The organism is Sphingomonas sp. BK235 (genome assembly GCF_004345855.1).
GTDB lineage: Bacteria > Pseudomonadota > Alphaproteobacteria > Sphingomonadales > Sphingomonadaceae > Sphingomonas.
On record NZ_SLXN01000002.1, the window covers coordinates 427,077 to 452,190 of the forward strand.

Sequence of the window (25,114 nt, forward strand, 5' to 3'; positions counted from 1 at the left end):
GGTGAGTCCGACGCGCTTTTCCACACCCCTGCCGTCATCCCGGACTTGTTCCGGGATCCACCCGTCCGCGCACGCGCCGGCCGGCAGGTTCGCGGCACGGTGGATCCCGGACCAAGCACGGGATGACGGCGAGGTGAGGCGCGACGCTTCGGTGCCGCAACCGACATCGCCTTCGTCCGTCACCGGGGTCGCCGACCGCCTCATCGCGGCGACGGCGTACCGGTGGTGTCGACGCGTGCCTGTACCGACATGCCCGGGCGCAGTCGCGCCGCGAGCCGCTGGCCCGGGTCGATCCGGAGACGCACCGCGATCCGCTGCGGCACCTTGGTGAAATTGCCCGTCGCATTGTCCGACTTGAGCACCGCGAACTCGCTCCCCGCCGCAGGCGAGATCCGCTCCACCCGGCCGGTCAGCCGCGCGTTGGCGAGCGCGTCGACGGTGAAGCTGGCGCGCTGTCCCACCGCGATCCGCGCGGTCTGCGCCTCCTTGTAATTGGCGATCACCCAGGTCTCGTCGGGCACCAGGAACATCAGCTGCGACCCGGCGGTGACATATTGGCCGACGCGCACGCCGACCTCGCTCAGCCGTCCGGCCTCGGGCGCGCGCACCACGGTGTTCGCCAGATCGATCCGCGCCAGCCGCAGCGCCGCGCGCGCGCCGGAGACGCCGGCCTGCTGTCCGCCGCGCCCGACCTCGACGGTGCGGATATCCTGCCGCGCGATCTCGCGCGCGGCCTGCGCCTGCGCCAGTTTCGCCTCGGCCTGGCGCAGCGCGGCGAGCGTCTGGTCGCGCTCGCGCAGGCTCACCGACCCGTCGGTGACGAGATCGTCGACGCGGTTCATGTCCGCGCGCGCACGGAGCAGCTGCGCGCGCGCGTCGGCCAGCGCCGCCTCCTGCCCGCCGAAGCTGGCCTGCCGGCTCGCCGCGGCCTGAACGCTGTTGGCCAGCGTCGCCTCGGCATTCTCGACCTGCGCCTCGGCCTGCTGGACGCGCTGGCGGTAGATGCGCTGATCCACCACCACCAGCGGCTGGCCGGCGCGGACCGTGGCGAAGTCGCGCACCAGCACCTGCTCGACATAGCCCGACACCTGCGGCGCGATCACGGTGGTCCGGCCGCGGACATACGCATTGTCGGTCGACTCATAGTCGCTGGTGAAAGGCCACATCCGCCACGCCGCGAGCACCGCCGCGATCCCCGCGAGCGCGAGCAGCACGATCAGCCCGGTGGCGAAGCGCGACAGGCGCGGTGGGCGCCAGCCCGACCCCGTCGGCGCGGTGGCGGCGACGCTGGCCGCCGCGGCGCGCTCCTCGGTGACGGGGCCGGGGGCGACGGGCGAACGGGGATCGGTCATGCTTCACTCGGTCGGCGCGCGCGCCATTCGCGGCGCAGCAGCAGGAACAGGAGGTACAGGAAGGTGAGCGCGGCGAGCACCGCGATCAGCCGGAACATGTCGTCATAGGCGAGCACGTTGGCCTCGCGCGTCACGGCCTGTGACAGCAAGGCGCCGCCCTCGGCCGATCGCAGCCCGGGATCGCCGATGACGCGCGCCACCCCGCTCGCCCCCGCCTGGAGCCGCGCCTGTGTCTGGGGATCGGTCGGATCGATCGCCTGCACCAGCGCGGCGCTGTTCGCCTTCTCCCGGACGATCTGATAGGTGCCCAGGATCGCCGATCCGGCCAGGCTGCCGATCGAGTTGAGCACGCCGAACAGCGCGATGAAGCTGATGACGTGTCCCGTCCCCTGTTGCAGCGCGCGCGTCATGCCGAACAACAGCGACGGGCCGAGGAAGAAGGCGCCGGCGAAGGCGATCACCGCCTGGGTGGCGTAGAGCTGGGGCGCGCGCGTTAGGCTGGTCGCGTCCGAGTCGACCCAGGCCGCGACCGCCACCAGCCCGATCGCGAGCATCACCGGATGCGCCAGTTTCTCGACATTCAGCGTCAACGCGCTGACGACGAAACCGGCCACGGTGGCGAGGAAGATGATCGTGAAGAAGGCGCCGAGCTGGTCGTTGTTCTGCCCCAGCACCGTCAACAGCCCGACCGCGCCATAGGTCTGTTCCGACAGCACCAGCCGCGCCATCAGCGTCACCACCGCGAAGCGCAGGATGTCCGCGCTGCCGAGCCAGCGCGTGTTGATCAGCGGGTTGGCGCGATGATGCTCGATCACCAAGGCGGCCGCCAGCATCGGGATGGCGGCGAGCAGCGCCCAGCCGATCCAGCGCGCCTCGGTCCACCACACGTAGCGCCCGAGCCCCAGCACCGCGGCGAACAGCGCCATCGCCGCGGCGTAGAGCGTGAAGGTGACGAAATCGAGCCGCTCGAACGCGGGCTGGCGCGTCGTCGGGGGCAGCCGCACCACGATCACCGCGGCGAGGCTGAGCGCCGCCAGCCCCAGCTCGAACAGATACAGCGTACGCCACTGGCTCATCGCCAGCAGCTCGGGCGAGAACAGACGTGCCAACGGGGTCGCGCATTGCGGTGCGCCGATCCCGAGCACGATCGCGCGCAGCCGCCATCTCGCGGGGAACGCCTGCATGAAATAATAGAGCGCGAAGGTGGAGAGCGGCGCCGCCGCCAGTCCGCTCGCCGCGCGCACCAGGATCGCCGAGGCGAAGCCGTGGACGAACAGGTGCGCGAACGTCACCGCGACATAGATGCCGATGAACAGCAAGGCGAAGGGGCGCAGCCCGAACTGCTGGCGGAACTTGATCAGCAGCAGGTTGATGCTGACGTTGGTCATCACATAGACGGTCGGCAGCCAGGCGATCTCCGACGGGTCGAGGCCCAGCGCGCCCGCCAGCGTCGTCGTGTTGGCCGCCACCAGCGCGTTGCCGAACCCGCCGGTGAGCCCGACCAGGATCGCCACCAGCGCGTAAGCGACGCGGCGCGGCAGCGGATGGTCGGGCGAGCCGGGCGAACCGGGCATGACGGGGCGTTCGTGCGGGGCGAACTCCCACCGTTCCTCGCTCACGAACTCGCGCAGTCGCGTCAGCACCACCATGCCGCTGTCTACGCGCGCGGGCGGTGGCTTGTCACCGATCCATGTCGGCAAGTCATGGACCTCGCGCGGGAAAGCGCGGGAGTGGGCGATCAGGGACTGCGGAAGAAGCCGGGCGGGAAGGGCGCCTGACGCGGTCCCCTGGGATCGCGCAGGTCGTTGCGCACGCCAGCGTCGGCGCTGAGCGGGATCGCCATGCCGCCGGTCGTCTCGAGCAGCTCGAACAGCTTGGCACTCATTCGCGCCGCCAAATCCTCGTGGCCCGGGCGCGCGAGCAGATTGTCGCTCTCGTGCGGGTCGGCGGCGAGGTCGTACAGCTCGTCCAGGTCCCAGATGCCGTGGAAGTGCATGTACTTGTACCGATCCTCGCGGAGCGCGTGGACGGTCGGGGTCTGCGGAAAGTTGCGCTCCCAATAATATTCGTAGAGCAGCTCGCGCCGCCACGGCACCGCGCCGCCGCGCGCCAGCGGCAGCATGTTCGCGCCCGCCATGTCCGCGGGCGCGCGCAGCCCGGCGGCGGCGAGCATCGTCGGCGCGACGTCGATGTTGGCGACCACCTGATCCACCACGCTGCCTGCGGGGAACAGCGACGGGCAGCGCGCCAGCATGGGCACGCGCATCGATTCCTCATAGGCGGCGCGCTTGTCGATCAGCCCATGCTCGCCGAACATGAAGCCGTTGTCGCCCATGTAGAGGATCAAAGTGTCATCGAGCTCGCCGCGGCGCTCGAGCAGGTCCATGATCCGCGCCAGCCCCTCGTCGACCGCGAGCAATGTCTCCATGTAGCGCTTGTAATAGTCGCCGATGTCGAGCGTGCCGTGATAGGGATAGCCGACGCCGTGCCAGCTGTTGCGCTGGTTCTCGACCCACATCGGCCGCCCCGTCACACCCGGCTTCATCGACGCCGGGTAGCGGAAGGTCTCCTTGTCGTAGCGGCCCTTGTGGCGCTCGGCCGGGATGAACTCGGAATGCACCGCCTTGTGCGCGAGGTGCATCATCCACGGCTTGCCCGTGGGCCGCTCGCCGAGCCAGTCGAGCGCATAGTCGGTCAGCTCGTCGGTGATATAGCCCTTCTGCGGCACCTTGCGCCCGTCGACGTTGAGCCCGTTCGCCTCGGGCAGGTAGCTGCCCTGGCCGCGGAAGCTGACCCAGCGGTCGAAGCCGGGCTGGGGCGAGTCGCCCTCCTCGCCCATGTGCCACTTGCCGATGAAGGCGGTGTCGTAGCCCGCGGCCTGGAGGTATTCGGGATAATAGACCAGCCCGGGCGGGATCGGGTGGTTGTTGTCGACCACCTTGTGCTGGTGCGCGTAGAGGCCGGTGAAGATCGAGGCGCCGCTCGGCGAGCACAAAGCGGTGGTGACGAAGGCGTTGCGGAAATGCGTCCCCTCGCGCGCCAGCCGGTCGAGCGTCGGGGTGTCGCCGAAGTCCTGCGCCTTCATGAAGCCCATCGCGTCGTAGCGATGGTCGTCGGTGAGCACGAACAGGATGTTGCGCGGGCGGGCGCCCGGCACGCGCGCGAGCCGGCGCGAGCGGCGCGGCGCGGGCGTCGCCGCCTCCGCCGCGCCCGCCGCCCAGCTGTACAGACCGAATGCGCCGCCGGTCCCCGCCAGCAGCACGCCGCGCCGGCTCGTATCCTCCGCCATCGTCAGAAATCCTTGCGCAGCAGCAGCCCGGCATAGCGCCGATCGTCGCGCGGCACGAATCGCACCGTGCCCGCGAACGAGCCGTTGGCGAGGAAGCTGGCATAGGATTGGTCGGTGATGTTCTTGACGTAGGCGCGCAGCTGCCAGCCGTCGCCGGGGCGGATCAGCGCGACGCTGGCGTTCCAGATCGCATAGGCAGGCTGGATCGTGCTCGGCGTCTGGTTGAGCGAATATTGAGTCTTCGAGCTGAAGCTGACGTCGCTCTGCAGCTCCATCGACAGCGAGTCGCTCAGCGCGAAGCGATAGGCGGCATTCTCGTACAGCTTGACGCGCGGCGCGAAGGGGAGCGGCTGGCCGTTGATGTTGCAGCTGGTCGGCGCGCCGGGCGGGCAGAGGAAGTCGCGCACCGTCGCGTCGGTGAAGGCGCCGGAGAGGTCGACCGTCAGCCCCGCGGTCGGGCGCAGCGTCACGTCGGCCTCGACCCCGCGCGAGCGCACCGAGCCGGCGTTGATCAGCCGGGTGACCTGCGCGCCATTGACGACGTCGTTGAAGTTGGCCTGATAGCCGTCGAACGTCGTGGTATAGGCAGCGAGGCTGTAGCTCAGCGCGCGGTCGGCGGTGCTGCCCTTGAGCCCGATCTCGAACGAGTCGCTCGTCTCGGGGCTGAGCGGCAGCTCGTCCAGCAGGGTCGTCGCGTTGAGCGAGCGCATGTTGAAATAGACGTTGTACGCCGGACCCTTGTAGCCGCGCGAGTAGGTGAAATAGGTCTGCGCGCGCGCGCCGAGATCGAGCTGGAGCCCGAGCCGGTAGCTGTCGCCGCGCCGGTCGGTCTCGCCGGTCGCATTGTGATAGGCGCGAATCGCGGGGCGATCGAGCGCGGCGGCACCGCTGTTGGTGGGATCGTTACTCGACGTGCGGACGTGGTAGAAGTCGAGCGTGTCCCAGGTCGAGCGATAGCCCGCGATGGCGCGGAAGGCCGCGCTGAAATTGACGTTGGCCTCGCCGAACAGCGCGTAATTGTGGCTGGTGATCCCGTAGTTGGCGACGCCGACGGTGGTGAGCGGCGCGCCCGCGGTCAGCGTGGTGAGCGTGCGCTGGTAGCGCTCGTCGGTCTCGCCGCGCAGGTAATAGGCGCCGACGACATAGTCGATCAGCCCGCCGCGCGGCGAGGTGAGCCGCAGCTCCTGCGAGAATTGCTTGCTGTTCACATTGCCGTCGTCGAGCCCCTGCGGGAAGGCGGTGCTCAGGCCGGTGAGCCCATCATAGTCCTGGCGCTGGTGGTTGAGCCATTGGCGCCACGCGGTGATCGAGGTGACCTGATAGTCGCCCAGCCCGAGCTCGGCGGTGAGCGAGCCGCCGTAATTCTCGTCGCGCACGTCGGTGTCGATATCGGTCGCGTTGGCGCGGTTGGTCGGCGAAGGGGTGATCCCCTGCGCGCCGAGCGCGGCGAGCAGCGGCGCCGAGGTCGTCACCGCGCGGCTGGGGTAAGCGATCTGGCTGGCGGAGGAATAGACCGCCGCGACCGTCTCCTTGGTGTTGAGATAGTCGCCGATCGCGGTGAGCTTGAGCGTCTCGGTCGGCGTCGCCACCAGCTTGGCGCGCACGCCGTAGCGGCGCGAGGCGTTGGTGTCGTTGCCGGTCACGACGTTGCGCGTGTTGCCGTCGAAATCGTCGTAGAGGCCGCCGATCAGCGCGGCGAGCTTGCCTGGGATCAGCGGCCCCGACACGCCCGCCTTGACGCGATACTCCTCGTCGGTGGTGGCGCCGAGCTCGCCGAAGGCGGCGAAACTGTCGCCGGGATCGCGCGTGACGATGTTGACCACGCCGGCCGAGGCGTTCTTGCCGAACAGCGTCCCCTGCGGCCCGCGCAGCACCTCGATCCGCTCGACCTCGCCGAGATCGAGCGTCGCCTGGCCCGGGCGCGTCAGCACCACGCCGTCGAGCACGGTCGAGACCGAGGGCTCGACCCCGGGCGAGGTGGTGATCGTGCCGACGCCGCGGATGAAGATCGTGCGGTCCTTGTTCGACGCGCCGGTGCGGAAGTTGACCGAGGGGATCGCCGCGGTGATCGCCTGGACGTTGTTGAGCTGGCGCTCCGCCAGCGAGGCGCCGCTGAGCGCGGTGATCGCGATCGGCACCTGCTGGAGCGACTCGTCGCGGAAGCGCGCGGTGACGACGACGTCGCCCTCGGCCGGCGCGGGGCGCCCCTCCTCGCGGGCGGGCGCGGGCTCGGCGGGCACCTGCTGCGCGCGGGCGGGGAGCGCCAGCGCGAGCGCGGCGGTGGTGGTCGTCAGCGCGATCAGGCAGCGGCGGTACATAGAATCTCCCCCATTTCGGTGAGACCCTTGTTATTGCCGACTATCCCCATGGGGAATAAAGATCGTCATGCCCCCGCGCGCATCGCTGCTATCAGGCGCGGCCGCCCTGCCCGGAGGACGGCCGCGCCCGTCTCACCAGATCCGCACGCGGTCCGCCGGCGCGACATATTGCTTCTGCGACGGATCGATCTTCCATGCCGCATACCAGGCGTCGACGTTGCGCAGCGGGTTGACCGCGCGGATCTGCCCCGGCGAGTGCGGGTCGCTGACGAGCTGCTGGCGCAGCGCCTCGTCGCGGAAGAGCGTCCGCCACACCTGCCCCCAGCCGAGGAAGAAGCGCTGGTCGCCGGTGAAGCCGTCGATCACCGGCGCGCGCTTGCCGCCGAGCGAGGCGTGATAGGCGTCGAGCGAGATCAGCACGCCGCCGAGGTCGCCGATATTCTCGCCCATCGAGGCGCGCCCGTTGATATGGACGCCGGGCAGGCCGGGGAAGGTGTAGGCCTCGTATTGCGCCCCGAGCCGCGCCGCCTGCGCCTCGAACTTGGTCGCGTCCTCGGCGGTCCACCAGTCGCGCAGCACGCCGCGGCCGTCCGACTTGCGGCCCTGGTCGTCGAAGCCGTGGCTGATCTCATGGCCGATCACGCCGCCGATGCCGCCATAATTGATCGCGTCGTCGGCCTGGGGATCGAAGAAGGGCGGCTGGAGGATCGCGGCGGGAAAGACGATCTCGTTCTTCACCGAGCTGTAGTAAGCGTTCACCGTCTGCGGCGTCATGCCCCACTCGGCCTTGTCGACCGGGCGCGCGATGCGGGCGCGGTCATAGTCCCACTCGAAGCGGGTGGCGCGCTCGGCATTGCCGACGAGGTCGCCCGCGCGCACCTCCAGCCCGCTATAGTCGCGCCACTTCGAGGGGTAGCCGACCTTGACGGTGAAGCCCTGCAACTTGTCGAGCGCCTGCGTCTTGGTGGCGGGGCTCATCCAGGCGAGGTTCCTGATCCGCCCGGCGAGCGCGACGCGCAAATTGCCGACCAGTGTGTCCATCTTCGCCTTCGACTCGGGCGGGAAGTAGAGCGCGACATAGTCGCGGCCGATGCCCTCGCCGATCGCCTTCTCGGTGAAGCCCACCGCGCGCTTCCAGCGCTCGCGCTGCTGCGGCTGGCCGTTGAGGAACTTGGAGCGGAAGTCGAACTCGGCGTCGACGAAGCGGCGCGACAGCAACGGTGCGACGTCGTCCGCCGTGCGGAACGCCGCCCAGGCCTTGAGCGTGGCGAGATCGGTCGCGGCGAACAGCGCGGCGATCTTGGGGAAGGCCGTGTTCTGCGCGACGATCGCGCGCTCCGCCGCGCCGAGCCCGGCGGCCTGCCAGTAAGCGTCCCACGCGAAGCCCGGCGCCTGCGCCTTCAGCTCGGCGAGCGTCATCGGATTGTAGGTCTTGTCGCGGTTGCGGCTCTCGGCGCGGGTCCAGTGCGTCTGGGCGAGCTTGGTCTCCATGTCGACCACGCGCTCCGCCGCGGCGGCGGCGTCGGGCCAGTTCGCCATCGTCAGCATCTGCGCGACATATTGGCGGTAGCGCGCCACCTGCGGCGCGAACTTGGGATCGAGGTACAATTCGCGGTCGCCGAGGCCGAGCCCCGACTGGCGCAGGTAGAGCGCGTAGATTTCGGGCTGCTTGGCGTCGTCGCCCACCCCGGCGCTGACGAAGCTGGCGCCGAAGCCGCCGACCGAGTGCCCCATCAGCCGCGCGATATCATCCTTGCTCGCCGCCGCGGCGATCGGCCGCAGCCGCTCGGTCAGCGGCGCGGCATCGGTGCGCTCGGCCGCGGCGGTGTCCATGAAGCCGGTGTAGAGCAGCGCCGCCTTGGCGCGGTCGGGATGCGCGGTGTCGCTCGCGCTATAGCCGGTGATCAGCGCGCGCAGCCGCTGCTCGGACAGCTCGCGCAGCACCGCGAAGGCGCCGTAGGAGGAGCGGTCCGCCGGAATCTGCGTCCGCGCCACCCAGGCGCCGTTGACGAAGCGGAACCAGTCGTCGCCGGGGCGGACGCTGCGGTCCATGCCGGTGAGGTCGAAGCCCCAGGCGCCGTAGCGGGTCGCGCCCGCGTCGGGTGCGGGGGCGGCGGTGGGCGCGGGGGCGGACTGGTCGCGGCTCAGCGCGGGGGCGGCGAGGACGAGGCCGGCGGTCGCCGCCAGCAGCACGCTCTTCAGGGTCACGGGATCGTCTCCGGGCAGAATAGTAACTTTTGGTATGAACAGGGGGTGGCACGTGCCGCCGGGGGAGGCAATAGGCCAGTGCTGCTGCCGGGGTCGCATCGGCCGTGCTGGGCCGGCCAGTGCTTCCCTTCTCGCGTGACGCGGTTAAGGCGGGCCTGTTCGATCGTGCGCGCCGCCCTCGCGCCCGTCATGCCGGGCTTGACCCGGCATCCATGGTGCCGCGGAAGTTGCGGCCGATCGGTGCGCGGACGCATGGATCCCGGCGCGGGGCCGGGATGACGATGGAGAGAAGTCGGCGCCTTACCCGCCTGAGCCAGGCGCCGTGGTCGTGAGAATGAGGTCGCCGCAGCCATGTCCCCCCACCGCCTGATCGCCCCGCTGCTCGCCGCGTTCGCGCTGGCCGCGCCGGCCACCCCGGCCGCGGCGCGCGACCGCGGCGCGGTGCGCCCGCAGCCGCCCGCGCGGCTGCTCAACGCGGTGGAGGCGCTCGGTCAGCGCTTCCCCGGCGCGGTCGGCATCTCGGTGCGCGACGTCGAGCGCGGCTGGACCGTCTCGTGGCAAAGCGGCACGCGCCGGCCACAGCAGAGCGTGAGCAAATTGTGGGTCGCGCTCGCCACCTTTGACGCGATCGATCGCGGCACGCTCAGCCTGCGCAAGACCGTGACGGTGCGGCGCGCGGACCTCACGCTGTTCCACCAGCCGATCCGCGCGCGCGTCGGCGCGGGCGGGCTGCGCATCACGATCGCCGGCCTGCTCGACTGCGCGCTGACGCGCAGCGACAACACCTGCAACGACGTGCTGCTGCGCCAGGTCGGCGGCCCCGCCGCGGTGCGGCGAACGCTGACGCGCAAGGGAATCAGCGGCGTCACCTTCGGTCCGGGCGAGCGGCTGCTCCAGGCGCGCACCGCCGGGCTGACGTGGCGCGACTCCTGGGCCGGCGGCGACGGTTTCCTGCGCGCGCGGGCGCGGCTGAGCCTCGCCGCGCGGCGCCGCGCGCTCGACCGCTACGTCGCCAGCCCGCCCGACGGTGCCTCGGCGGACGGTGTCACGCTCGGGCTGGCGCGGCTGGCGCAGGGACGGCTGCTGAGCAAGGCATCGACCGCGCGGATGCTGGCGCTGATGCGCGCGAGCCGTACCGGCCCGCTGCGGCTGCGCTCGGGGCTGGGGCGCGGCTGGACGCTCGCGCACAAGACCGGCACCGGGCAGGAGCTGGCGGGCACCGCGACGGGCACCAACGACGTCGGGCTGCTGACCGCGCCGGACGGGCATCGCTATGCGGTGGCGGTGCTGATCGCGCGCACCCGCGCGCCGCTGCGCGTGCGGCTGCGACTGATGGGTGACGTCACGCGCGCGGTGGTGCGCGCGCACGGATGAAGCTGTACGGTTGATCCGAGTCACTGGCGCGACGACGCAATCCGGCGCAGCCTGCGGCCTCATCGTCCGGAGACCCGCCGCATGCGTCCTGCCCTGATCGCGCTCACCCTCGCCCTGCTCGCGCCGCTGGCGCTGACCGCCGCCGCGCCCAAGGCGGCGCTCGACCCGCGCACCGCGCTCTACGAGCTGCGCACTTATTATCCCGCGCCGGGCAAGATGGCGGCGCTCAACACGCGCTTCCGCGAGCACACGCTGGGAATCTTCCAGCGCCACGGCATGACCAACGTGGCCTATTGGAACGAGCTGCCCAGCGCCGACTATCCCGAGGGGCGCGTCGTCTACGTGCTCGCCTACCCCGACCGCGCCGCGCGCGACGCCGACTGGAAGGCGTTCGGTGCCGACCCCGAGTGGCAGAAGGTCGCCGCCGCGAGCGAGGTCAATGGCAAGATCGTCGCCAAGGTCGACAGCGTGTTCATGAGCATGACCGATTATTCGCCGCCGCTGCGGCTGAAGTAGAGGACATTCAGATCCTCTCCGCGAGGCGGGGAGGGGGACCAGCCGCAGGCTGGTGGAGGGGGATTTCCGCAGACGCTGCGTTCGGTGGAGAGCCCCCACCACCACTCGCCTTCGGCGAGCGGTCCCCGTCCCCGCTCGCGGGGAGGATCACGCCCGCGCCGCCGCTATCGCGCGCCAACGGCACCGCATCGCGCGTCGTTCGTTGTGCCCCCGCATCCAGCAGGAGACATACGCATGGCCGACACCGCCACCACGTCGAACAAGAAGACCGCGCTCACCGACTCGCTCAAGACGCATTTCGGCGGCGACGCGCCGCTGACCGAGAAGGCGCGCGGCTTCGCCAAGGAGCGGCCGTGGACCAGCGCGGCCTTCGTCGGCGTCGCCGCGCTCGCGGTGCTCAACACGCTGCGCGGGCGCGGCTGACGCGCCCCGGTGGCCGCGGCGCTCAGTTCGCCGCGGTCGCCGCCCCCGCGGGTGAGTCGGCCGCGACCGGCAGCCACACCGCGCTCGCCGCATCGCCGCCCCAGCGCACCGTCTGCGTCGCCTTCACGTAATCGCGTGGGCGCGCGTCCATGATCGACGGCACCCAGCTCTGCGGGTTGCGATCGTAGAGCGGGAACAGCGACGACTGCACCTGCACCATGATGCGGTGCCCCGGCAGGAAGACATGGTCGACGTTGGGCAGCGACCAGTCGAACTTATAGGTCTTGCCCGGCGTCAGCGCCGCCGGCGTGGCGAAGCCGTTCACGTAGCGACCGCGGAAGATCTCGATCCCGAGCGCGAGCTGATAGCCCGCCATCGCCGGGTTGGCGCTGTTCTCTTCCGGATAGACGTCGATCAGCTTCACCACGAAGTCGCCGTCGCGCCCGGTCGTCGCGGCGCGCAGGTCGACCTTCGGCGCGCCCTTGATGTGGACCGGGCGGTCGAGCACCGCGCCGGTGTAGCTCAGCACGTCGGGGCGACCGTCGACGAAGCGCTGGTCGTGGACCAGCCAGGTGCGCCACTCCTCGCCCTGCATATGGATCGGCCGCGGCAGCATCGGCACCGGCTTGGCCGGGTCCGAGACATAGCTGTCGCTCCCCGCCGCGGGCTTCTGCCACGACAGCGACGCGCCGCCTGCGAGATACAGCGGCCTGTACTGCCCCGCGGGCCAGCGCGGCGACACTTCCCAGCGGTCCTCGCCGGTGGCGTAGGTGAGCACGGGCGGCGTGTCGCACGGCGCCGGCGTGGTCTTGAGGTGGCAGTCGAGGAACGGCTTCATCCAGCGCGTGCGGAACTGCCGGCCGGTGTCGCCCTCCCACTTCAGCGGGCCGAGCTCGCGCGCCTCATAATTGACCTGCGAGTGGCGCCACGGCCCGATCACCAGGCTGACCAGCCGATTGTCCGGATCCTGTCCTTCCAGCGCCTGATAGACCGCGGGGGCGCCGTAGCTGTCCTCCTGATCCCATTGGCCGACGACGAGCATGGTCGGCACGGTCAGCTTGCGCGCGCCGAGCAATTTGTCGACCGCCTGCCCCTGCCACCAGGAATCATAGCTCGGATGCTCGAGCACCTTGCGCACCACCGGCAGGTCGAGCAGGCCATAATGGCGCGCGTAATCGCCCGCCGAGCCGGCGGCGAGATAGGCGGCATATTCGTCGCCGCCGCCCTTCGGCACCGCGCCCCCGCCCGATTTCACCGTCTGCCCTAGATCATAGTCGAAGCCGAAGGTGCGGAAGGCGCCATTGTGGAACCAGTCGTCGCCCATCCAGCCGTCGACCATCGGGCTCTGCGGCACCGCCGCCTTGAGCGCGGGATGCGGGTCGATCAGCGCCATCAGCGAGGTGAAGCCGAGATACGACGAGCCGGTGATGCCGACCTTGCCGTTGCTCTCGCGCACGTTCTTCACCAGCCAGTCGATCGTGTCATAGGCGTCGGTGGCGTGATCGACCTTGGTGGGGTTGAGCGGCCCGCGCAGCGGGCGGTTCATCACGTAATCGCCCTCGGATTTCCCCAGCCCGCGCACGTCCTGGTAGACGCGGATATACCCGTCATCGACGAACTCGGCGTCGGCGACGGGCAGGATCTCCTCGATATGCTGGCTGCGGTTGCGGCTGGTCGCCTTGTCGGCGTCATAGGGCGTGCGGCTGAGCAGGATCGGCGCGTCCCGCGCGCCCTTGCGATAGACGATCACGGTGTACAGCCGCGTGCCGTCGCGCATCGGCACCATCTCGGTGCGGCGGACGTAATCGGCCTCGGGGCGGACCCAGTCGTAGCGGTCGACCTGCTCGTTCGCCATCGTGTCGGTGGGGGCGCGCTGCGCGCTGAGCGCGGCGGGGAGCAACAACGCCGCGGCGAGCGCGAGCGGGGCGGAGCGGCGGGTGAGCGGGGCGGCGCGAGCGATCATGCACGGGAGGTGCCGGGCGGCGCGCGCGCGGTCAAGCGCACCTTCCACCGCGCCCGCCACCCCGCGTCACCGACCCGCGCCGCGGCGCGCTGAGCCGTCGGGTGGCAGGCCCACGACCAAGCGGGAGCGGCGCCCTTGGCAGCCTCGCGCGACATGCTATTCGATGCGCCGTCACAATAGGTTGCGGCATGCACGTCACCGATCTCCCCGCGCCCGCGGACACCGCCCTCGGCGATCATGACTGGTCGGCCACCCCGCTGGGTGCGCCCGAACATTGGTCGCCGGCGCTGCGCGCCGCGGTGGCCGAGCAGCTCGCCGCGACGCGCCCCGCCCCGCGCGGGCCCGCCGCCCCCACCGCCGCGGCCGCGCTCGACGCGCTGTTCGACACCGCCCCGCTCGGGCTGGGCATCTGGGACCGCGAGCTGCGCTTCGTCCGCGTCAACGCCAGCCTCGCGCAGATGAATGGCCTGCCGCCCGAGGCGCATATTGGTTACACGCCGCGCGAGCTGCTGCCCGACATCGCGGGGATCGACGCGCTGATGGAGCGCTGGCGCCAGATCATCGCGACGGGCGAGCCCTGGCTCGACGTCGAGGTCCATGGCGGCACGCCCGCCAATGCCGACAAGCAGCGCTGCTGGCGCGAGCATTTCTTCCCGATCCGCTCGGGCGACACCGTCGTCGGGATCGGCGCGGTGGTGGAAGAGACGACCGAGCGCGACCGTGTCGAGGCGGCGCTGCGCGCGAGCGAGTCGCGCTTCCGCGAGTTCGCCGAGGCCTCGTCGGACGTGCTGTGGCTGTTCGATCTCGACACCCAGGCGTTCGAATATCTCAGCCCGCCGCTGCGCAAGCTGTACGGCGTCAGCTCCGGGGGCGGTCGCGGCGCGCCGCTGGCGTTCGACTGGCGCGCGGCGATCGTCGAGGCCGACCGCGATCTCGCCGCCAGCGCGTTGCGCCGCGTGCGGCAGGGCGAGCGCGTCACGCACGATTTCCGCACCCGTATCCCCGGCAGCGGCAAGGTGCGCTGGCTCAAGAACACCGCTTTCCCGCTGCGCGAGCCCGACGGGCGGATCAGCCGCATCGGCGGCATCGCGCAGGACGTCACTGAGGAGCGCGACTCGGCGGCGCGGCTGCAGATGCTGATCGGCGAGTTGCAGCATCGCACGCGCAACCTGATGAGCGTGATCCAGGCCGTGGCGGAGAGCACGCTCGAGTCCAGCGGCAGCCTCGACGAGTTCGAGCACGCTTTCTCCGCGCGGATCGACGCGCTGTCGCGGGTGCAGCAGCTGCTGTCGCGCATCGAGGGGCTGGAGCGCGTCGGCTTCGACCAGCTGCTGCGCAGCGAGCTCACCGCCTTCGGCGCGCTGCCCGAGGACGATGCGCGTGTCTCGCTCGACGGGCCGGTGGACATCCCGCTGCGCTCGGGCGGGATCCAGACGCTCGCGCTGGCGCTCCACGAACTGATCACCAACTCGGTCAAATATGGCGCGCTCAGCCAGCCCGCCGCGCGGCTGTCGGTGCGCTGGCGCCTGCTGCCGGGCGGCGCGGGAGCCCGGCCCAACCTGCGCTTCGAGTGGGAGGAGCGCGGGGTCGCGATGCCCGTCCCCGGCGCCACCCCCGCGCGGGTCGGGCAGGGACGCGACCTGATCGAGCGCGCGGTACCCTATCAGCTCGACGCCACCGTCGATTATGCGCTCACCGCCGACGGGGTGCGCTGCGCCATGGTGCTGCCGGTGTCGCACACGCTGGGTCATGGTGCGGGCGCGTGAGTCGGCTGGCCGGGCTGCGCGTGCTGGTGGTGGAGGACGAATATCTGCTGGCCCGCCAGCTCGAACGCGCGCTCGCGCGCGAGGGGGCGGTCGTCACCGCGGTGGCGCCGACGGTGGCGGCGGCGCTGGCCGCGCTCGACGCCGCGCCCCTGCCCGAGGTCGCGGTGCTCGACCTCAATCTCGCGGGCGAGAAGGCCTATGCGGTGGCGGATCGGCTGCGCGCGGCGTCGGTCCCCTTCCTGGTGGCGAGCGGCTATGACGCCGAGGAGCGCGACCCGGCGCTGGCCGACGTGCCGCACCTCGCCAAGCCGCTGACGATGGTGACGCTGGCGCGCGCGCTCGCCGGGCTGACCGGGCGCGCGACGGGGTGATAAAGGTGAAGGAGCGGAGAATGACCGAGGGGCTGACACGACGCGCGATGCTGGGCGCGGCCGGTGCCGTCGCGCTGCCGCGGGGAGCGCTGGCAGCGGCGCGCGGCGCGGGCAGGCGTCGGCTCTTCGCGGGAGGCTATAACAAGGAGGGCGGCGCGGGCGTGCTGCCGCTCGACTATGATCCCGCCGCGGGGACGTGGCGCGCGCACGCCGCGGTCGCCGCCGCGCCCGATGCCTCGTACGGAGTGCGCCATCCGCGGCTCGGGCTGCACTATCTGGTGCAGGAGGGGAGCGACGGGCAGGTCGCGGTGTTCCGCCCCGCGGGCGACACGTGGCACCGGCTCGCGCGGCTGTCGTCGGGGGGCGCCGACCCGTGTCACCTCGCGCTCAGCCCCGACGGGCGCGCGCTCGCGGTGGCCAATTACAGCAGCGGCAGCGTCGCGCTGATCCGGCTCGATCGCGCCACCGGACGTCCGCTCGGGGCGGCGCAGGTGGTGGCGCACCGCGGCAGCGGCCCGAACGCCGAGCGCCAGGCCGCGCCGCACGCGCATTGGGTCGGCTTCAGTCCCGACGCGCGCTGGTTGTGGTCGGTCGATCTCGGCGCGGACGCGATCTTCGCGCACCGCTACGACGCCGCGACGGCGCGTCTCGGCGAGACCAAGCTGGCCTATCGTGCGGTGCCCGGCAGCGGGCCGCGCCACCTCGCCTTCCACCCGCGGCTGCCGCTCGCCTATCTGGTCGCGGAGCTGGACAATAGCGTCACGGTGCTGCGCCGCGCCGACGATGGCAGCTTCACCGCGCTGGCGCGCCACACCACCTTGCCGCCCGGCTTCACCGGCAAGAGCCAGGCGGGCGCGATCGCGATCGATCCGGCGGGGCGCTCGCTCTACGCCTCGAACCGCGGCGCCGACAGTATCGCGATGTTCGCGATCGGCGCCGACGGCGCGCTCACCCCGGGCCAGACGATCGCGTGCGGCGGGCGCTGGCCGCGGCACATCGCGCTGCTCGAGCGCGACGCGCGGTTGCTCGTCGCCAACCAGCACAGCGGCACGATCGACGCCTTCCGCATCGCGCGCGACGGACGGCTCGCCCCCGCGGGCAGCGCGGCGCGTGCCCCCGGTGTCGCCTTCGTCGCGCCGGTGTGAGCCGCGGCGTCCCCGCGGCGCGTCAGCTCGCCAGCCGCGGGAAGCCCGCGCGGAACGCGGCCACCTTGGGCTTGTCCCAGCGCACGATATAGGGGTGGCTCGGGTTGCGGCGGAAGAAGTCCTGGTGTTCCGCCTCGGCGGGATAGAAGCCGCCGCTCTCCACCCGGGTCGCGATCGGGCGCGGGAAGACATGCGCCGCGCCGAGCTGCGCGATATAGGCGCTCGCCACCGCGCGCTGCTCGGGAGTCTGCGCGAAGATCGCCGAGCGATAGCTGGTGCCGACGTCGGGGGTCTGGCGGTTCACCTGGGTGGGATCGTGCGCCACCGAGAAGAAGACGCGCAGCAGCGTGGCGTAACTGACGACGCGCGGATCGTAGCGGATCCGCACCGCCTCGGCGTGGCGGGTCGTCTCGCTGCTGACATCGCGATAATTTGCGGTCGCGGCGGTGCCGCCGGCATAGCCCGCGGTGACGTCCCGCACCCCGCGCACCTGCTGGAACACCGCCTCCACGCCCCAGAAGCAACCGCCCGCGAGCACCGCGGTCTGGAGCCCCGGGGCAGGGGCGACGTCGCGCGCGGCGGCGGGGATCGGCACCGCGCGCTCGGCCTGCGCCGCGCCGCAGCCCGCGAGCAGCGTGGCACCGAGCGCGAGCGCGGCGAGGCGAGTGGGGCGGAGCGTTGTCATGCCCGGCAAGATGGGGAGCGCGCGAGGCGACGGCAACGGGGCGGGGCCGCTCGCGAGAACACGCGGCGCGGCGGAGCATGGCTGCGACGGAGATCGCGCCCGTCGCGGGGTGGCTAGAGCTAGGGCTCCAGGCCGCCCCTCCCTCCGTGAGGGCGGAGGGGCGTAGGGGATCAGGCGACCGCGACGGCCTCGTCAGCGCGCGACATGAGTCGCGGCGTAAGCGTGGGTCGGCGTCTCGGCCTGGCTCGCGTGAATGCCGAGCATCGCCACCGCGCCGATCAGGAAGCCGCCGGCGAACTGGCGCGCGAAGCTGGACTTGATGAGGCGGGTCATAGGCTTACTCTCTTCTCGTGCCGCTCGCGCGGCCGGCTCCGGTTCGGGCGACGCGTCAGCGCGCCGCAGGGCTGGAGGGATAGGGGTCAGGCGATGAACCGCCGATGGGTCGACCGTTCATCTGGCGCCCATATAGGCGGCCGATCCTTACGCGGATATGTCAACGTTCGAACAGAATCGTTTCCGTTCGTAACCGTCGCGCGGATCAGCGCAGCGCGGCGCAGGCCGCCTGGATGCGGTGGCACGCCTCGGTCAGCAAGGCCTCGGACGTGGCATAGCTGATCCGCATCGCGGGCGAGACGCCGAAGGCGACGCCCTGCACCGCCGCGACCTTGGCGTCGTCGAGCAGATAGCCGACGAAATCGCTGTCGGTCTCGATCGTTCGCCCGGCCGGGGTCGACTTGCCGATCACGCCGCTGACGTCGGGATAGACGTAGAAGGCGCCCTCCGGGGTGGGGCAGGTGATCCCCTCGGCCGCGTTGAGCATCCCGACCACCAGGTCGCGGCGTGTCTGGAACGCCGCCGCGCGCTCCTTGAGGAACGACTGGTCCCCCGTCAGCGCGGCCACCGCGGCGGCCTGCGCGATCGAGCAGGGGTTGCTGGTCGATTGCGACTGGAGCTTGCTCATCGCCTTGATCAGCCACGGCGCACCGCCCGCGAAGCCGATCCGCCAGCCGGTCATCGCATAGGCCTTGGAGCAGCCGTTGACCGTCAGCGTGCGCTCGTACAGCGACGGGCACACCTCGGCGATCGTGGCGAAGCGGAAATCGTCGTAGACGATATGCTCGTACATATCGTCGGCGAAGATCCACACGTGCGGATGCCGCTCGAACACCGCGCCGAGCGCCTTGAGCTCGTCCACGGTATAGGCCGCGCCGGTCGGGTTGGAGGGCGAGTTGAGGATCACCCACTTGGTCCGCGGCGTGATCGCCGCCTCGAGCATCGCGGGCGTCAGCTTGTAGCCGACGTCGGCGCCCGCGGCGACGATCACCGGCGTCGCGCCCGCGAACTGCACCACGTCGGGATAGCTCACCCAGTAAGGCGCTGGCACGATCACCTCGTCCCCCGCGTCGAGCGTCGCCACCAGCGCGTTGAACAAGGTGTGCTTGCCGCCGACGTTCACGCTGATCTGCGCCGGGGTATAGTCCAGCCGGTTTTCGCGCTTGAACTTGGCGACGATCGCCTCCTTCAGCTCGGGCGTGCCGTCGACGTTGGTATATTTGGTCTTGCCCGCGCGGATCGCCGCGATCGCGGCCTCCTTGACGAAATCGGGCGTGTCGAAATCGGGTTCGCCCGCGCCCAGCCCGATCACGTCGACGCCGGCACGCTTCAGCTCCAGCACGCGGCTGGTGATCGCCAGCGTGGGGGAGGGATTGATGCGGTCGAGCGCGGCGGAGGTGTGCATGACGGGCGCCTTTAATGAGCGAACGCGCGTGCCTATGCGACGCGCGCCCTCATTGTGCAACCGCGAGCGTGGCGCGCATCAGCCCGCGCAGTGCATTGCCGAGCAGGAAGCCCCCGGCCAGATCCGCCGCCACCAGCTCGCCCTCCACCGCGCGCCCGTCCGCGAGCAGCTCGGCGCGCAGCACGCCCGGCAGCAGCGCGCCCGCGCGCGGCGTCACCAGCGCGCCGTCGCGCTCGACGAACAGCGTGGTGAAGCTGCCCTCGGTGAGCCGTCCCGCGGGATCGACGAACACCACCTCGTCCGCGCCCGATCGCAAGCGCGCGGCGTCGTAGAAGCCGCGGTCGCTGCTCTTGTGGCACAAGCGCCAGTCGCGCGTGCCGACCGGCAGCGGCACCAAGGCGACACGCAGCGGTGCGGCGGGGGCGGTGGGCGGCGGGCTCACCTCGATCGCGATCGCGCCCGACGCCGCCAGCACCAGCCGCACGCGCGCGCCCTCGCGCAGCCGGAAGGTCGCGGCCTGCAGCTCGTTGCGCACCGCATGGCGATCGAAGGTGAAGCCCAAGGCCGCCGCGCTCGCCTTCATCCGGGCGAGATGGCGGTCGACCAGCAGCAGGCCTTCCAGCGGATCGAAGGCGATCGTCTCGATCAGATCGGGCATGGTGGCGGCGCGCGCGACGAAATCCGCCTTGGCGAGCGCCTCGTCCCATTCCTCGTCGAGGCCCGAGTCGGCGACGATCCCGCCCCCGACGCCGAGCGAGGCGGTGCCCGCGGGTGTGATCGTCAACGTGCGGATCGCGACATTGAACTGCGCGTCGCCGTCCGCGTCGATCCGGCCGATCGCGCCGGTATAGACCCCGCGCGCGCTGCCCTGCTCGATCGCGGCGATCGCCTGCATCGCGCGCACCTTGGGCGCGCCGGTGATCGAGCCGCACGGGAACAGCGCGCCGAGCACGTCGGCGGCGCCGCGCCCCGGTGCCAGCGTCGCGGTGACGGTGGAGGTGAGCTGGTGGACGCTCGGATATTGTTCCACGTCGAACAGCGCCGGCACCGCGACGCTGCCTGCCACCGCGACGCGCGCCAGATCGTTGCGCATCAGGTCGACGATCATCAGGTTCTCGGCGCGCTGCTTGGCATCCTCCCGCAACGCGCGCGCCGCGCCCGCGTCCGCGGCGGGATCGTCGTGGCGGCGCGCGGTGCCCTTCATCGGGCGGCACGTCAGCCGCGTGCCGTCGAGCGCGACGAACAGCTCGGGCGAGAAAGAGAGCAAGAGATGCTGCCCGGTCGCGACGATCGCGCCCCAGCCGGCGCGCGCGTGCGGGCGCAACCGCGCGTACAGCGCGAGCGGATCGCCGAGGAACGGGACGCGCGCGCGGAAGGTGAGGTTGAGCTGATACAGGTCGCCGGCCGCGATCAGCGCCTGCGCGCGCGCGAACATCGCGGCATATTCCTCGCGCTTCGGCTCGGGCTCGGGCGGTCCGACCCAGCTCGCCGCGGGATCGGGCAGCAGCGCGGCGACGTCGTCCACCGCCGCCCACCCGTCGAACAGGCCGAACCAGGCGAGCGGCGGCGCGTCGGCGTCGCGCGCCGCCGCGCCCGCGGCGGGTTCGAACGCGACGCCCGCGCCATAGGACAGGAAGCCCGCGGCGTCGGCCTGGCCCGCGGCCGCCTCATGGAGCAGCGCCGCGATCTCGTCGGGCGCGGTCGCGGTGAGCACCCGGCGGGGCCGGGTATAGAGCCGCGCTGGCCCCGCACCGGGTCGCGCATCGTCGAGCAGCACGAAAGGCGGTTCGAGCACCATGACGTGGTGATGCCCGCGCCGCGCCGCGCGGGCAAGCCGCCGCGCACCGACGGATTGCAGCGAAGACGTTCGAAGTGCGGCGATTCGTCGCAGGCGAGCGGTCGTGCCGCGCGGTTGTGACAAGCGCGCGCGGCGCGGCTATGCGGGGGCGCGCGGCGCCACGGACCGCGTCAGGAGCGAGCCATGAGCGATACCCCGCTGCGCGCGGCGATCATCCCGGTCACCCCGATTGAACAGAATTGCACCCTGATCTGGTGTACCGCGACGATGCGCGCCGCGGTGGTGGATCCCGGCGGCGACCTGCCGCGGATCGAGGCAGCGATCGCGCGCGCCGGGGTGACGGTCGAGAAGGTCCTGCTGACCCACGGCCATATCGACCATGCCGGCGCGGCCAAGCCGCTCGCCGACTCGCTCGGCGTGCCGATCGAGGGGCCGCACGAGGGCGATCGCTTCTGGCTCGCGCGGCTCGACGAGGACGGCAAGCAATGGGGGATCGAGGGCCATGTCGTCGAGCCTGACCGCTGGCTGAACGACGGCGACACGGTGAGCGTCGGCGAGTTGGTGCTCGACGTCTATCACACGCCCGGCCACACCGCGGGCCATGTCATCTTCCACCACGCGCCGTCGAACTTCGCGCAGGTGGGCGACGTGCTGTTCCAGAACTCGATCGGGCGGACCGATTTGCCCCAGGGCAATTTCCAGCAGCTGATCGAATCGATCACCACCAAATTGTGGCCGCTCGGCGATGCCACCGCCTTCATCCCCGGGCACGGCCAGCCGAGCACCTTCGCGCACGAGCGGCGGCACAATATGTTCGTGAGCGACCGGGTGCTGGCGCAATGACCCGCGCTCGAGGTTGATTCGCGCGAGGGGAGAGGGACTTGCGCTGCGACCGCCGGCGCATCAATTGCGGCGCTCGCTCGTTGGTGGCGCAGCGGAGAGACAGGTGACGGCGACTTGCAACAGTGGCGGAAATCGGTATAGGCGCGGGGCTTCGCGATACGAGCCGATGCCCGGCTGTCCGCCGCGGCCGGCTCTCGCGTCGGCCGCGCGGCGTCGGACATCGGCTCGTCGCAGTTACGAACTCTTAGACAGATCAAGGTGCCGCGATGGCCGTCCCCAAGCGAAAGACTTCTCCCTCCCGCCGCGGCATGCGCCGTGCGCACGACGCGCTCTCGGTCGAGGCGTTCCAGGAGTGCCCGAACTGCGGCGAGCTGAAGCGCCCGCACAATCTGTGCACCGCTTGCGGTCACTACAACGGTCGCGAGGTCATCGCGGTCGACGCCTGACCGCGGGCTTGCCGCGGCTGAGCATCAGGAGTTGGGTCCAGTGATGTCCGACAGGTCCCGGATCGCCGTCGATGCGATGGGCGGCGACGAGGGGTTGGCGGTCATGCTGGCCGGGGTGGCGCGCGCGCGCCGCCGCTTCGACGACGTCAGCTTCCTGCTGGTGGGTGACGAGTCGGCGATCGCCGAGGGGCTCAAGGGCCACCCGAACCTCTCGCAACATTCCGAGATCGTCCACGCCCCCGACGTGATCGCGGGCGACGAGAAGCCGAGCCAGGCGATCCGCCGCGCGCGCACCACCTCGATGGGCATCGCGATCGATCTGGTGAAGCAGGGCCGCGCCGGTGCGGCGGTGTCGTCGGGCAACACCGGCGCGCTGATGGCGATGGCCAAGCTGTCGCTGCGCACCATGCCCGGGATCGACCGCCCCGCGCTCGCCGCGCTGCTGCCGACGCTGGGCGACAATGACGTGGTGGTGCTCGATCTCGGCGCCAACACCGAGTGCGACGCGCGCAACCTCGTCCAGTTCGCGGTGATGGGTGCGGCCTATGCGCGCACCACGCTCGATCTCGAATCGCCGCGCGTCGCGCTGCTCAACATCGGCAGCGAGGACCAGAAGGGCACCGAGGAGATCCGCGACGCCGCGCAGATGCTGCGCGCCGCGGGCCATCTGCCGATGGACTTCGCCGGCTTCGTCGAGGGCGACCGGCTGTCGCGCGGCGAGCATGACGTGATCGTGTGCGACGGTTTCTCGGGCAATATCGCGCTCAAGACCGCCGAGGGCACCGCGCGCTTCGTCGGCGACCTGCTCAAGCGCGCCTTCACCAGCTCGGTCCGTTCCAAGCTGGGCTTCCTGATCTCGCGCCCCGCCACCGAGCTGCTGCGCGACCATCTCGATCCCAACAACCACAATGGCGCGGTCTTCCTCGGGCTCAACGGGCTGGTGCTCAAGAGCCACGGCAGCGCCAACGAGCGCGGCGTCGCCACCGCGATCGGCAACGCCGCCAAGATGGTGAAGGCCGATCTGGCGCGCCGCATCGCCGACGACCTGCGTCATTTCGAAGCCAAGGCCGCCGCATGATCCGTGCGGTGCTGACGGGGACGGGCGCGGCGCTGCCGGCGCGACGCGTCTCCAACGCCGAGCTGGCCGAGCGGGTCGACACGTCCGACGAGTGGATCGTCGAGCGGACCGGGATCCGCTTCCGCCATATCGCGGGCGAGGGCGAGACCACCGCGACGCTGGCGCGCGACGCCGCGGTCGCCGCGATCGCGGCCGCCAGCGTCACGCCGCAGGACATCGACCTGATCGTGCTGGCCACCGCCACGCCCGACAACACCTTCCCCGCCACCGCCACCAAGGTGCAGGCGATGCTGGGAATCGACGATTGCGTCGCGTTCGATGTCGCCGCGGTCTGCTCGGGCTTCCTCTACGCGGTGCAGGTGGCGGACAGCATGATCCGCGCCGGCGCGCACCGCCGCGCGCTGGTGATCGGCGCCGAGACCTTCAGCCGGCTGCTCGACTGGGAGGATCGCACCACCTGCGTGCTGTTCGGCGACGGCGCGGGCGCGATCGTGCTCGAGGCGCAGGACATGCCCGCGGACAATGCCGACCCGGCGGCGCGCGGCATCCTGGCGACGCGGCTCCACGCCGACGGGCGCCACAACGGCCTGCTCTACGTCGACGGCGGGCCTTCCACCACGGGCACCGTCGGCAAGCTGCGGATGAAGGGGCGCGAGGTGTTTCGCCACGCGGTGGTCAACCTCGCCGCGGTGATGGAGGAGGCGCTCGCCGCCGCGGGCCTGCCGACCGATTCGGTCGACTGGGTCGTGCCGCATCAGGCCAATGCGCGGATCCTCGACGCTACCGCGCGCAAATTGTCGCTGCCCGCCGAGAAGGTGGTGATGACGGTCGACCAGCATGCCAACACCTCCGCCGCCTCGGTGCCGCTGGCGCTCGACCAGGCGGTGCGCGACGGCCGTATCCGAACGGGACAGATCATCGTGCTGGAGGCGATGGGCGGCGGTTTTACCTGGGGCGCGGCGGTGTTGCGTTACTGACCCTGACTGGCGGTCGGGCGATCGACATGATATCGATTGCACTATAACGAACAGTAATGACTGTCTTTTCATCTGAAGGGGGGAGCGGGGTCATGACGCAAGCTGGGACGCTGACGCGTGCCGATCTGGCCGAGGCGCTGCACCGCCGCGTCGGCCTCTCCCGCGCCGATTCGGCGCGCATGGTCGAGCAGATCCTGGAGAAGATGTGCGGCGCGCTGGCCGAGGGCGAGAACGTCAAGATCTCGGGCTTCGGCACCTTCGTGCTGCGCGACAAGGGGGAGCGCGTCGGGCGCAATCCCAAGACCGGGGTGGAGGTGCCGATCGCGCCGCGCCGCGTGCTGACCTTCCGCGCCAGCCAGATGATGCGTGACCGTATCGTGGGTGCCAGCTGACGATCGTGGCGTCGGACGAGAAATCCGCCGCCGCCTTTCGGACCATCGGCGAGGTCGCGCAGGCGACCGGGGTCGCCCCTCATGTGCTGCGCTATTGGGAAGAGCGCTTCCCCCAGCTGCGCCCGGTGACGCGCGCGGGGAAGCGCCGCTATTACCGCCCGACCGATGTCGCGCTGGTCGAGCGGATCGCGCATCTGCTGCAGCGCGAGGGTTATACCATCAAAGGCGTGCAGCAGCTGTTCGCGCGCGAGCGCGGCACGGCAGGCGATACCGAGAGCAAGGCGCCGTCGGCCCCTGCGAGCGACGCCGACGCGATCGCGACGGCTGAATCGATCGCGACGACGCAGCGTGACACGCTCGCGCGCGTGCGCGTGGTGCGCGACTGGATCGCCGCCGCGCTGGACGAGGGATGAGCGTCGCCGGCGCGATCGA

At 71.1% G+C, this 25,114-nt stretch carries 22 protein-coding genes; 12 read left to right on the top strand and 10 right to left on the bottom strand.

Going from position 1 to position 25,114, the window contains the following annotated elements:
* Positions 1 to 200 precede the first annotated feature (200 nt).
* The 5 genes from EV292_RS07580 to EV292_RS07600 form a co-directional block, all read right to left on the bottom strand.
* On the bottom strand, positions 201 to 1,352 hold the full coding sequence (locus EV292_RS07580) for an HlyD family secretion protein (RefSeq protein WP_132908589.1): 1,152 nt from the start codon (positions 1,350 to 1,352) through the stop codon (positions 201 to 203).
* Complete coding sequence (locus EV292_RS07585; protein ID WP_207913368.1) at positions 1,349 to 3,001, bottom strand: MFS transporter; 1,653 nt, start codon at positions 2,999 to 3,001, stop codon at positions 1,349 to 1,351. The genes EV292_RS07580 and EV292_RS07585 overlap by 4 nt, the downstream gene beginning before the upstream one ends.
* A gap of 89 nt (positions 3,002 to 3,090) precedes the next feature.
* Complete coding sequence (locus tag EV292_RS07590; RefSeq protein WP_132908590.1) at positions 3,091 to 4,641, bottom strand: sulfatase; 1,551 nt, start codon at positions 4,639 to 4,641, stop codon at positions 3,091 to 3,093.
* 2 nt (positions 4,642 to 4,643) lie between these two features.
* Complete coding sequence (locus EV292_RS07595; protein WP_132908591.1) at positions 4,644 to 6,959, bottom strand: TonB-dependent receptor; 2,316 nt, start codon at positions 6,957 to 6,959, stop codon at positions 4,644 to 4,646.
* Between the two features lie 132 nt (positions 6,960 to 7,091).
* Positions 7,092 to 9,167 (bottom strand): M13-type metalloendopeptidase, encoded by a 2,076-nt coding sequence (locus EV292_RS07600; protein WP_132908592.1) that lies wholly within the window; start codon positions 9,165 to 9,167, stop codon positions 7,092 to 7,094.
* Between the two features lie 351 nt (positions 9,168 to 9,518).
* Here EV292_RS07600 and EV292_RS07605 point away from each other — a divergent pair, with 351 nt between their 5' ends.
* The 3 genes from EV292_RS07605 (at position 9,519) to EV292_RS07615 (ending at position 11,480) form a co-directional block, all read left to right on the top strand.
* On the top strand, positions 9,519 to 10,541 hold the full coding sequence (locus EV292_RS07605; protein ID WP_132908593.1) for a serine hydrolase: 1,023 nt from the start codon (positions 9,519 to 9,521) through the stop codon (positions 10,539 to 10,541).
* An 81-nt stretch (positions 10,542 to 10,622) separates the two neighbouring features.
* Positions 10,623 to 11,057: an NIPSNAP family protein gene (locus EV292_RS07610; RefSeq protein ID WP_132908594.1), complete on the top strand. Its 435-nt coding sequence runs from the start codon at positions 10,623 to 10,625 to the stop codon at positions 11,055 to 11,057.
* 234 nt (positions 11,058 to 11,291) lie between these two features.
* Entirely contained in the window at positions 11,292 to 11,480 is a 189-nt protein-coding gene (locus EV292_RS07615) for a hypothetical protein (RefSeq protein ID WP_132908595.1), read from the top strand.
* A gap of 22 nt (positions 11,481 to 11,502) precedes the next feature.
* Here the strand turns inward: EV292_RS07615 and EV292_RS07620 are convergent, their stop codons facing one another.
* Entirely contained in the window at positions 11,503 to 13,443 is a 1,941-nt protein-coding gene (locus EV292_RS07620; protein WP_132908596.1) for a CocE/NonD family hydrolase, read from the bottom strand.
* A 188-nt stretch (positions 13,444 to 13,631) separates the two neighbouring features.
* On the opposite strand from EV292_RS07620, the gene EV292_RS07625 reads away from it, so the two are divergent.
* From EV292_RS07625 to EV292_RS07635, 3 genes are read left to right on the top strand one after another with little or no spacing between them, the layout of a single operon-like run.
* Positions 13,632 to 15,209, top strand: a complete 1,578-nt coding sequence (locus tag EV292_RS07625) for a PAS domain-containing protein (protein WP_132908597.1) — start codon at positions 13,632 to 13,634, stop codon at positions 15,207 to 15,209.
* The gene (locus tag EV292_RS22560; RefSeq protein ID WP_165927044.1) at positions 15,206 to 15,580 is read left to right on the top strand and encodes a response regulator; all 375 of its coding nucleotides are present in this window, start codon (positions 15,206 to 15,208) and stop codon (positions 15,578 to 15,580) included. The genes EV292_RS07625 and EV292_RS22560 overlap by 4 nt, the downstream gene beginning before the upstream one ends.
* A gap of 20 nt (positions 15,581 to 15,600) precedes the next feature.
* Positions 15,601 to 16,725, top strand: a complete 1,125-nt coding sequence (locus EV292_RS07635) for a lactonase family protein (RefSeq protein ID WP_132908599.1) — start codon at positions 15,601 to 15,603, stop codon at positions 16,723 to 16,725.
* A 22-nt stretch (positions 16,726 to 16,747) separates the two neighbouring features.
* Here the strand turns inward: EV292_RS07635 and msrA are convergent, their stop codons facing one another.
* The 4 genes from msrA to pabB form a co-directional block, all read right to left on the bottom strand.
* Positions 16,748 to 17,410 carry a peptide-methionine (S)-S-oxide reductase MsrA gene (msrA, locus tag EV292_RS07640; RefSeq protein WP_132908600.1) on the bottom strand — a complete coding sequence of 221 codons (663 nt, stop codon included), beginning with the start codon at positions 17,408 to 17,410 and terminating at the stop codon, positions 16,748 to 16,750.
* A 192-nt stretch (positions 17,411 to 17,602) separates the two neighbouring features.
* Positions 17,603 to 17,743: a hypothetical protein gene (locus tag EV292_RS22565; RefSeq protein ID WP_165927045.1), complete on the bottom strand. Its 141-nt coding sequence runs from the start codon at positions 17,741 to 17,743 to the stop codon at positions 17,603 to 17,605.
* A gap of 205 nt (positions 17,744 to 17,948) precedes the next feature.
* Positions 17,949 to 19,148 carry a pyridoxal phosphate-dependent aminotransferase gene (locus tag EV292_RS07645; protein WP_132908601.1) on the bottom strand — a complete coding sequence of 400 codons (1,200 nt, stop codon included), beginning with the start codon at positions 19,146 to 19,148 and terminating at the stop codon, positions 17,949 to 17,951.
* A gap of 49 nt (positions 19,149 to 19,197) precedes the next feature.
* Positions 19,198 to 20,946 (bottom strand): aminodeoxychorismate synthase component I, encoded by a 1,749-nt coding sequence (gene pabB, locus EV292_RS07650; RefSeq protein ID WP_132908602.1) that lies wholly within the window; start codon positions 20,944 to 20,946, stop codon positions 19,198 to 19,200.
* 183 nt (positions 20,947 to 21,129) lie between these two features.
* Between pabB and EV292_RS07655 the strand changes: the two genes are divergently transcribed.
* The 6 genes from EV292_RS07655 (at position 21,130) to EV292_RS07680 (ending at position 25,095) form a co-directional block, all read left to right on the top strand.
* Complete coding sequence (locus EV292_RS07655; RefSeq protein ID WP_132908603.1) at positions 21,130 to 21,789, top strand: MBL fold metallo-hydrolase; 660 nt, start codon at positions 21,130 to 21,132, stop codon at positions 21,787 to 21,789.
* Between the two features lie 266 nt (positions 21,790 to 22,055).
* Complete coding sequence (gene rpmF / locus EV292_RS07660) at positions 22,056 to 22,235, top strand: 50S ribosomal protein L32 (protein ID WP_028967316.1); 180 nt, start codon at positions 22,056 to 22,058, stop codon at positions 22,233 to 22,235.
* A 43-nt stretch (positions 22,236 to 22,278) separates the two neighbouring features.
* Positions 22,279 to 23,313, top strand: coding sequence for a phosphate acyltransferase PlsX (gene plsX / locus EV292_RS07665; RefSeq protein ID WP_132908604.1), 1,035 nt, complete (start codon positions 22,279 to 22,281; stop codon positions 23,311 to 23,313).
* On the top strand, positions 23,310 to 24,290 hold the full coding sequence (locus EV292_RS07670; protein ID WP_132908605.1) for a beta-ketoacyl-ACP synthase III: 981 nt from the start codon (positions 23,310 to 23,312) through the stop codon (positions 24,288 to 24,290). Before plsX ends, EV292_RS07670 begins: the two co-directional genes overlap by 4 nt.
* Positions 24,291 to 24,382: 92 nt before the next feature.
* Positions 24,383 to 24,682, top strand: a complete 300-nt coding sequence (locus tag EV292_RS07675; RefSeq protein ID WP_132908606.1) for an integration host factor subunit alpha — start codon at positions 24,383 to 24,385, stop codon at positions 24,680 to 24,682.
* A gap of 2 nt (positions 24,683 to 24,684) precedes the next feature.
* Positions 24,685 to 25,095: a MerR family transcriptional regulator gene (locus EV292_RS07680; protein WP_132908607.1), complete on the top strand. Its 411-nt coding sequence runs from the start codon at positions 24,685 to 24,687 to the stop codon at positions 25,093 to 25,095.
* Positions 25,096 to 25,114: the final 19 nt, after the last annotated feature.